This is a genomic window from Flavobacterium sp. NKUCC04_CG, assembly GCF_019345525.1.
GTDB lineage: Bacteria > Bacteroidota > Bacteroidia > Flavobacteriales > Flavobacteriaceae > Flavobacterium.
Genome location: NZ_JAHKRA010000009.1, coordinates 131,442 through 140,250, shown reverse-complemented (window position 1 = coordinate 140,250; position 8,809 = coordinate 131,442). Strand labels below are relative to the sequence as shown.

General features: G+C 36.0%; 5 protein-coding genes. 1 reads left to right on the top strand and 4 read right to left on the bottom strand.

Going from position 1 to position 8,809, the window contains the following annotated elements; translation table 11 throughout:
- Positions 1–295: 295 nt before the first annotated feature.
- Complete coding sequence (rplS, locus tag KO524_RS09225) at positions 296–646, top strand: 50S ribosomal protein L19 (RefSeq protein ID WP_219293224.1); 351 nt, start codon at positions 296–298, stop codon at positions 644–646.
- 189 nt (positions 647–835) lie between these two features.
- Here the strand turns inward: rplS and KO524_RS09220 are convergent, their stop codons facing one another.
- The 4 genes from KO524_RS09220 to KO524_RS09205 form a co-directional block, all read right to left on the bottom strand.
- On the bottom strand, positions 836–4,477 hold the full coding sequence (locus KO524_RS09220; protein WP_219293222.1) for a M1 family aminopeptidase: 3,642 nt from the start codon (positions 4,475–4,477) through the stop codon (positions 836–838).
- A 3-nt stretch (positions 4,478–4,480) separates the two neighbouring features.
- Positions 4,481–5,353, bottom strand: a complete 873-nt coding sequence (locus KO524_RS09215) for an ABC transporter ATP-binding protein (protein WP_219293220.1) — start codon at positions 5,351–5,353, stop codon at positions 4,481–4,483.
- A gap of 175 nt (positions 5,354–5,528) precedes the next feature.
- Positions 5,529–6,569, bottom strand: coding sequence for a PLP-dependent cysteine synthase family protein (locus KO524_RS09210; RefSeq protein ID WP_219293218.1), 1,041 nt, complete (start codon positions 6,567–6,569; stop codon positions 5,529–5,531).
- Between the two features lie 81 nt (positions 6,570–6,650).
- A complete protein-coding gene (locus KO524_RS09205; RefSeq protein ID WP_219293216.1) occupies positions 6,651–8,714 on the bottom strand; it encodes a S9 family peptidase in 2,064 nt (687 codons plus the stop codon).
- Positions 8,715–8,809 lie beyond the last annotated feature (95 nt).

Sequence of the window (8,809 nt, the reverse complement as noted above, 5' to 3'; positions counted from 1 at the left end):
GCTGATACGCTGATACGCTGATACGCTGATACGCTGATACGCTGATACGCTGATACGCTGATACGCTGATACGCTGATACGCTGATACGCTGATACGCTGATACGCTGATATGCATATGGGCGTATGGACGTATAGGCATTTAGAAAAGGCATATAGAAAAATGGTATATAGACAAAAAAGCCTTTTCCTAGTCTTTAATAAAATAATTTATTATATTTGCACCCACTTTAGCCCAACCTCTAGCGAAAACCGTATATGTTGTTCTGAATTAACAATTGCTAATAAAATTAAATCATGGCAGATTTATTAAAATTCGTTCAAGACGAGTTTGTAACTAAAAAAGATTTCCCTGAATTTGGTGCAGGTGATACAATCACTGTGTATTACGAAATTAAAGAGGGTGAAAAAACAAGAACACAGTTCTTCAAAGGTGTAGTTATCCAAAGAAGAGGTACTGGAATGACTGAAACTTTCACGATTAGAAAAATGTCTGGTGCTGTTGGAGTGGAGCGTATTTTCCCGGTAAACATGCCTGCTTTACAAAAAGTAGAAGTTAACCAAAGAGGTAAAGTTCGTAGAGCTCGTATTTTCTACTTCAGAGAACTTACTGGTAAAAAAGCAAAAATCAAAGAGAGAAGAAGATAATCAACTTTCTGAGAATTATAAAAAACACTGTTTCACAAGAACAGTGTTTTTTTTTGCATGGAATTTTAGTGAGCGTAACCGAGAAGTATTAACCGACAAACTGCTTCGCAAACGCAATTCGAAGAGGGAATCGCGTACAAAAAAAGCCGCACCCTTTCAGATGCAGCTCGTTTATAAAATCGCTTTTAATTATATTTTCATTCGGTTATCGCTTGACTTGGCATCAATCAGTTTATTATAAGGATCAACCCCAACTTCCGATGGTTTTGAATCGACTACGATGGTAAATTTATTGTCGATTCGAGTTATTTTTCTTTTAACCAAATACAATACTTTTTCCTTTTTGGTTTTTTCATCCTTTGCAAAAACACCGATTTCTATATAGTCTTGTAACGGTAATGAATTTACAATTTCATTTGCAGCCGTTTTAAAAGTAAGCGTTTTCCCAGCAGCATCTTTAAACACGCGTTTTCCTTGGTCGTCGGAATGGTATTTAGCCACTTCTACCTCAAAAGTCACTTCGTATTTACCATTTTTCAACGCTTTTGATTTTACCTCAACGACTTTGTTATCATATAGGGTAATGGTTTCAAACATATCGTGAATTAAGTATTTTAAAGAGTCTGGAGTTACTTGATTTAAATAGCCCACTAATTCCGTTGCCGTGGTATAAGGCGCGTCCTGAAAGGCTACTTTTTGAACATAAGTCTTTAAAGCAGCATTCATATTCTTTTCTCCAATATAATCACTCAAGGCATACAATACCAACGAGCCTTTATTGTAATGAATATACTGTTGATTTTCATTATACATTAAGGGTTGTTCTTTTTTACGTTCTCTACCGCGTCCACTTAAATAGCTATCCAAAGCATCTTTTAAGAATTTACGCATTTGTGGCTTACCATATTCGTGTTCCAATACTTTTAAGGCGCTGTATTCTGACAAACTTTCCGACAACAAGGTTGCTCCTTGAACATTGGCACCAATAACTTGATGTGCCCACCATTGATGCGCTACTTCATGAGCTACGACGCTAAAAGGATAATCAACGGCATCTTCATCACTATCATCAATCTCAGCAATAAAACCAATGGCCTCAGAAAACGGAATGGTATTGGCAAAAGATTGCGCAAAGGTTCCCATACTGTTTGGAAATTCAATAATTCGAACTTGTTTATGCTGGTAGGGACTGTAATTTTCAGAATAATAGGTCAAGGCTTTTTTCGTAGCTTCTATCATACGCTTTAAATTATACTCGTGCCCCTTGTGATAATAAATCTCAATATTTACGTCGTTCCAGCGGTCTTTTACAACCTCAAATCGCGCCGAATTAAAAGCATAGAAATTCAACATCTTTTGATCCATTTTATAATGGAAGTAACGTCGTCCGTTTGCAATCCATTCTTTTTGCAAATACCCCGGGGCTATCGCAATTTGATCAGGGCTCGTACTCACCGTAGTCTCAAACTGAATCCAATCGGAATCCGATGAGATATAAGTGTTTTGCCTGGCTACTAAATCCGTTTGCAATGCCATGCGATCTTTGGGGCCTAAGCCGTATTTCTTTCGAACATCATTATCTTCTAATTCTCCCGAATCGCTATATCCTAAACTCGGAAAAATAGTATTGTTGATAAAGGTACCGTTTTCCAATACCGGCGAATTTTCAGTCAACAAAGTGTTGGGTTTGTTTTGAAGTGTAAACTTCATCACCATAGTTTCTCCGGGAGCCAACGATTGCTTTAATTTATATATATCAAAATGAAATACGGTGTCTCTTGACAAAAGCACTGTCGGTGTTTCAAATTCTAAACTTAACGGATAATCATTATAATTAATCAACAAAGAGTCGATACGCTTGTCCGTTTTATTAGTCAATATATAAGTACCCAGAACTTTGAAGTCGCGTGTTTCTGGAAACAAGTCCATATCGATTTTTACATCGGTAATACGCGGTTGTGCCTGATGTTCGTATTTTTTATATTTCTTTTCCCATTCGGCACTTTGTTGTTCCCCTTCTTGCGCAGATACATATACATTTTTAACGGTATCTTCATAGTAAATTACACTTCCAATAGCTATAAAAGCAAATAAAGCTAAGAACATAGGAATCACAACAATAGCTTGAGCTCTTCTTTTACTCCAAAAGAAACGCTCCTTCACCGAGGCTGGCAATCCTCGTCTCCAAAACAATAAGGATATTCCAAAAAACACCATGGCTAAAATTGCCCAATACAAGGCGTAAATATAATATCTACTCAATCTAGCACCGTAACCATTCATATCAGAATAGCTGTAAAAAGAGGCTCTATTTAAATAAAAAATATCTTGCTCTACTCCTATCTTAGACAAGAACGGAATACCAATTAATAAAGCCAACAAGGTAAAGAAGCCCAATAGGTAATTTTTAAAAAGTGTCTGTACTAATAGCGCGCTAACTGCCCAAATAACATAACGCACTAAATTGATACCATACAATTCAAAGAAATAGTGCCCCAATTCAAATTTATAATAGCCGTGGTAAGCTTGTATCGCAATTCCCGAAATCACTACCACAAGTACCAATACCATTTGCATTTTTACCAAGGCTATGAACTTCGAAAACAGCATAACCCAATTCGGAACTGGCGTTACATCGATAAGTAAATTCATTTTGGACAAGGGACCTCTTTGCACCAAAAGTCCCGCAAATAAAAAGGTCAAAAACAATATAAAAAATCCAAAAGTATCTCCTTGAATCATCAATACTTTCCATGTCACAGGATAGGTATTGGTCCCAAAAATTTGTCCCATCGAAATGGAGGAAATCAACATAAAAGTCAATCCTACAAACAAGACACTAATAAATACCCAGTTTTTTACTATAAATTTAAACTCCAGATTGGAGAAACTCCAAGCATTTTTTAAATTTTGACTCCAACTAAAGTTATAATGTACCTTAGGCAATTCAATTTTGGTAATGCTACCAAAATTATTTTTAGTCAACCGTTGTCCTTTTCTCTTTCTTTCAAAACTGATTCCCTGTTGTGTAAATTCAAACTTTACATATAAAAAAATCAAAACCAATAAGGCTACACCAAACCAGATCAAACGGTTGTAAACAAGGGCACCTTCAAAAGGTATGTTTTTAACATTTTGCTCTGCAACAGTCCAATATTTGGTATAATAATGCAAGGCTTCGTTTCCAAATGGATCTAGTAATGCTGCAAGATATTGATTATCCATATCTGCGGTAAGCCCACTTAAGATGCCTTGAAACACCAACAAAAATATAATGGAAATAAAACCAACATATACGTTTCTAGTCAAGGTAACTATAGCAAAAACAATGGCTCCAATAAATACTAAATTGGGAATTACCAACAATATAAACGGCTGTATATAAGCCATCAAATTAAATGGGCCTAATAGTTGCTGATTCGCAAAAGGCAATAGTGTAGCGACAAAAATCCCTAAACCAATACTAAAAGTAATCAGAATTGTAATCACTAAGGAACTCAAAAACTTTCCAAATAGGTAAGCCGGTTTTGAAAACGGATAGGAAAACAGTATGTTGTGAACCTGATATTTGAAATCCCTATAAACAGACGCCCCAACTATAGTCGGTAACAAAAAATAGGTCAGTATGGTTAATCCATTTATAATTGTGCTTAATGCCAACGGCGAGTTGGAATAAGCGTTTGATGCAACCGTAACAGAAACACGATCAAATACACCAATGGAACTAGCCATGATTAGGAAACCGATTAGAAAGAAAATGACCCCATAGACATAGAACATAGGGTTTTTAAGCCATCTTTTAAACTCAAAAGAAAATATAGTAGCAAACATGGATTAATCTTTTTTAAGTGCAACAAAATAAACATCTTCCAGTTGCGGTTTTGCAGCTTCAAAACTACTATCCGGTTGTTCTGAACTACAAATTCTTACCGTTAATTTATTTTCTTGGTTGTATTTAGACGACAAAACCTGATACTTGGCTTCAGTAGCTTCGAGTTCTTCACGTTCAATTACCTTACTCCAAATCTTCCCCTCCAATTGCGCTTCCGCCTCTTTAGGAGTACTTCGTTGTAGAATCTTCCCGCCGTTTAAAATCGCCATTTCATGACATAATTCATTAACATCATCGACGATATGTGTAGAAAATATAACCACATGGTTGGTACCAATTTCGCGTAATACATTTAAAAAGCGGTGGCGTTCCGCAGGATCTAATCCTGCTGTTGGCTCATCTACAATAATCAATTTCGGATCGTTAAGCAATAATTGCGCTATTCCAAAACGTTGTTTCATTCCACCGGAATAGCCGCTAACACTTTTATAACGAGCTTCCTCTAAATTCGTTATTTCCAGAACCTTGGAAACTATAGCTTTGCGCTCTTTAGCGTTTCCAACACCTTTTAAGCGAGCAAAATAATCGAGTAAGCTTTCGGCCGACATATTGGGATAAACCCCAAAATCTTGTGGTAAATACCCCAAAACCTTTCTCAAGGCATCTTGGTCTTGAAGTACATTTATTCCATCGAATTCAATACTGCCGGAATCCGGCTTTTGCAAGGTGGCAATGGTACGCATCAACGAAGACTTTCCGGCGCCATTAGGACCTAACAAACCAAACATCCCTGTGCCGATTTCTAAATTAAGGTTATCTAATGCTTTGACACCGTTTTTATAGGTTTTACTAAGATTTTGAATTTTGAGTTTCATATTTGTATTGTTAACTGTAATTAGTGATTCGCATAAAGCATTGCTTCTTTACTATCTTTTATAAAAGATTATTTAATTATTAGTAGTCTTTTATTTTTTTTGTTACAAATAACTATGAAATAAAAAAAGAGGAAACATTATGTTTCCTCTTTTTACTTTTATATCTTTTTTTTGATTATTTGATATACTCAATCTTAAGCGCTTCTTCTCTGTTTACATTATCAAAAAAGCCTTGTTCTGTCATCCATTCATCACTGTATATTTTACTCATATATCGAGATCCATGGTCTGGAAAAATTAAAATGACATTACTGTTTTCATCGAATTCCCCTTCTTCTGCAAATTGTTTTACAGCTTGGAATGCTGCTCCAGAGGTATAACCAACAAATAGACCTTCAGTTTTGGCAATTTCTCTAGCCATATGAGCACTATCTTCATCCGAAACTTTGATAAACTTATCAATGACATCGAAATCCGTTGCGGTTGGAATTAGATTTTTCCCCAAGCCCTCTATACGATAAGGATAAATTTCCTTTGGGTCTAGCTCTTTGGTTTCATGGTATTTTTTTAATACCGATCCATAAGCATCCACACCTAAGACTCTGATATTAGGATTTTGTTCCTTTAGAAACTTAGCCGTACCAGAAATGGTTCCACCTGTACCAGAACAAGCCACAAGATGTGTTATCAAACCATTGGTTTGCTCCCATATTTCAGGTCCTGTAGTTTTGTAGTGGGCTTCACCGTTTAATTCATTAAAATATTGATTGATGTATACGGAACCTTTTGTTTCCTCATGCAAACGCTTAGCTACACAATAGTATGACCTAGGGTCGTCGGCAGCAACATGAGCAGGGCATACGTATACCTTAGCTCCCATAGCCCTTAACATGTCTATCTTATCAGCAGAAGATTTAGAGGTTACTGCTAAAACGCACTCATAACCTTTAATAATGCTCACCATTGCAATACTAAATCCCGTATTTCCCGAAGTGGTTTCTATAATGGTATCCCCTGGTTTTAATATTCCTTTTCTCTCTGCCTCTTCAATTATATGAAGGGCGATTCTATCTTTGGTGGAGTGCCCTGGATTAAAAGCTTCAACTTTAGCGTAAAAATTACCTTTTAATCCTGTACTAATTCTATTTAACTTAACTAAAGGAGTGTTTCCTATTAGCTCTAATAGATTATCACAGGCTTTTATCTCTTCTTTCATAAGTATTATTTTAATTAAGGCTCCTAACTTAGTTTAATTATTGACCTTTAAAACATTGCAAATTTAATAAAAAAAAACGAACTACTTTTTGATTCCTTCTAAATCTAGTAAAAAAGCATATTCTTTAGCTACTTCTTTGATTGCCTCAAATCGACCGGAAGCACCTCCGTGTCCGGCTTCCATATTGGTATCTAACAATAAAATATTATTATCGGTTTTTAGGACTCGTAGCTTGGCAACCCATTTGGCTGGCTCCCAATATTGTACTTGCGAATCGTGAAATCCTGTTGAAACATACATATTTGGATAGGACTGAGCACGAACATTATCATAAGGTGAATACTGCATCATATAATCGTAGTATTGCCTTTCATTCGGATTTCCCCACTCATCGTATTCTCCCGTTGTCAATGGAATCGACTCATCTAACATCGTTGTTACCACATCTACAAAAGGTACTTGAGCTATAATACCGTTATACAACTCTGGAGCCATATTAATAATAGCCCCCATCAACAAACCTCCTGCAGACCCTCCTTCTGCATACAAATGCTGTGAAGTGGTATATTTTTGGTCAATCAAAAATTTAGAACAATCTATAAAGTCGGTAAAAGTATTTATTTTTGTCAATAATTTTCCCATATCGTACCATGCTCGTCCCAAATCTTCCCCTCCCCGTACATGAGCTATAGCATAAATAAAACCGCGATCCAACAAACTCAAGCGAACCGCTGAAAAATAAGGTTCAATCATACTACCATAAGAACCATAACCATAAATCAATACGGGATTCTTTTGATTTCTTTCCATTCCCTTTTTGTAGACCATTGAAATGGGGATTAACGTACCGTCTTGTCCAGGTGCCCAAACGCGCTGTTCTTCATAATTGTCTTTGTTAAAAACACCTCCCAAAACCTCCTGCTCTTTTCTGATTTCCTTTTCACGAGTTCGCATATTGAAATCAATTATCGAGGCCGGAGTAGCTAAAGATTGATATCCATAACGCAGTATTTCGGTATCGAAATCAATATTTATACCGGTATATGCCGTATAAGTTTCACTTTCAAAAGGCAAATAATAAGCCTGCTCTTGTGAATTCCAAGGTTGGATTTTAATTTTTGACAACCCGTCAGAACGCTCTGAAATAACCAAATAATCTTTAAATATATCAATTCCCTCTAACAAAACGTCATCTCTATGGGGAATTAATTCGACCCAATTGGTTTGTGCTGTTTGGAATTCAGGCGTAATCATCAATTTAAAATTTTCCGCATTGTCTTTATTGGTCAACACATAAAAGCTATCGCCATAATGAGCTATCGAATATTCTAATCCGCGTTTGCGTTTTTGAAAAACCTCAAAGGTACCCTCTGGTTCATCGGCCTTTAATATCCTCATTTCAGAGGTTAAAGTACTCTCACACTCAATAACGATGTATTTTTTGGATTTCTCTTTATACACACCGGTTGAAAACGTATTGTCCTTTTCAAAATAAACCAAAACATCGTCAGCAACAGCGGTTCCTAAACGGTGTTTGAAAATTTTATCCGCACGAAGGGTAACTGGATCCTTACGCGAATAGAATAAAGTCTTGTTATCGTTAGCCCAAGTAGAACCTCCAGTTGTATTTTCAATTTGGGTATTCAGTATTTCACCCGTTTGCAAATTTTTAATTTGTATGGTATACTCCCTACGCGAAACGGTGTCAACTGCAAATGCAGCCCAAAGATTATCATCGGAAATATTTATGCCGCGAAGATTAAAATAAGAATGACCAACCGCTAAGGCATTGCAGTCGAACAAAATTTCTTCCTCTGCTTCTAAATTTTGTTTTTTTCTAGAATAAATTGGGTAATCCTGCCCCTTTTCAAAACGCGTAATATAAAAGTAACCATTATATAAATAAGGAACCGAAGAATCATCTTCTTTAATTCGAGCTTTTATTTCATCGAACAAAGACTTTTGCAAATCGGTCGTATGTTCAGTCATCTTTTGATAATACTCATTTTCTTGATTTAGATAATCAATCACTTGCGCATCGTCTCTTTGATTCATCCAATAGTAATTATCTACTCGCAACTGTTGATGCTTTTCCAAGTTTATTGGAATAATTGGAGCAATAGGTGCGTCAATACTTTTATTCATTCTATCTTTGTTTTTTAAACTCGTGCAAAAGTACCACAATTGCTTATTTTAATAGACTGCTTTTGCAGATACTTTTTACGATTTATAAAATGCAA

What these genes read in the sequence shown, in the direction of transcription:
- rplS (WP_219293224.1), top strand. Translation starts at nt 296, where the DNA reads ATGGCAGATTTATTAAAATTCGTTCAAGACGAGTTTGTAACTAAAAAA.
- KO524_RS09220 (WP_219293222.1), bottom strand. Translation starts at nt 4,477, where the DNA reads ATGTTTGCTACTATATTTTCTTTTGAGTTTAAAAGATGGCTTAAAAAC.
- KO524_RS09215 (WP_219293220.1), bottom strand. Translation starts at nt 5,353, where the DNA reads ATGAAACTCAAAATTCAAAATCTTAGTAAAACCTATAAAAACGGTGTC.
- KO524_RS09210 (WP_219293218.1), bottom strand. Translation starts at nt 6,569, where the DNA reads ATGAAAGAAGAGATAAAAGCCTGTGATAATCTATTAGAGCTAATAGGA.
- KO524_RS09205 (WP_219293216.1), bottom strand. Translation starts at nt 8,714, where the DNA reads ATGAATAAAAGTATTGACGCACCTATTGCTCCAATTATTCCAATAAAC.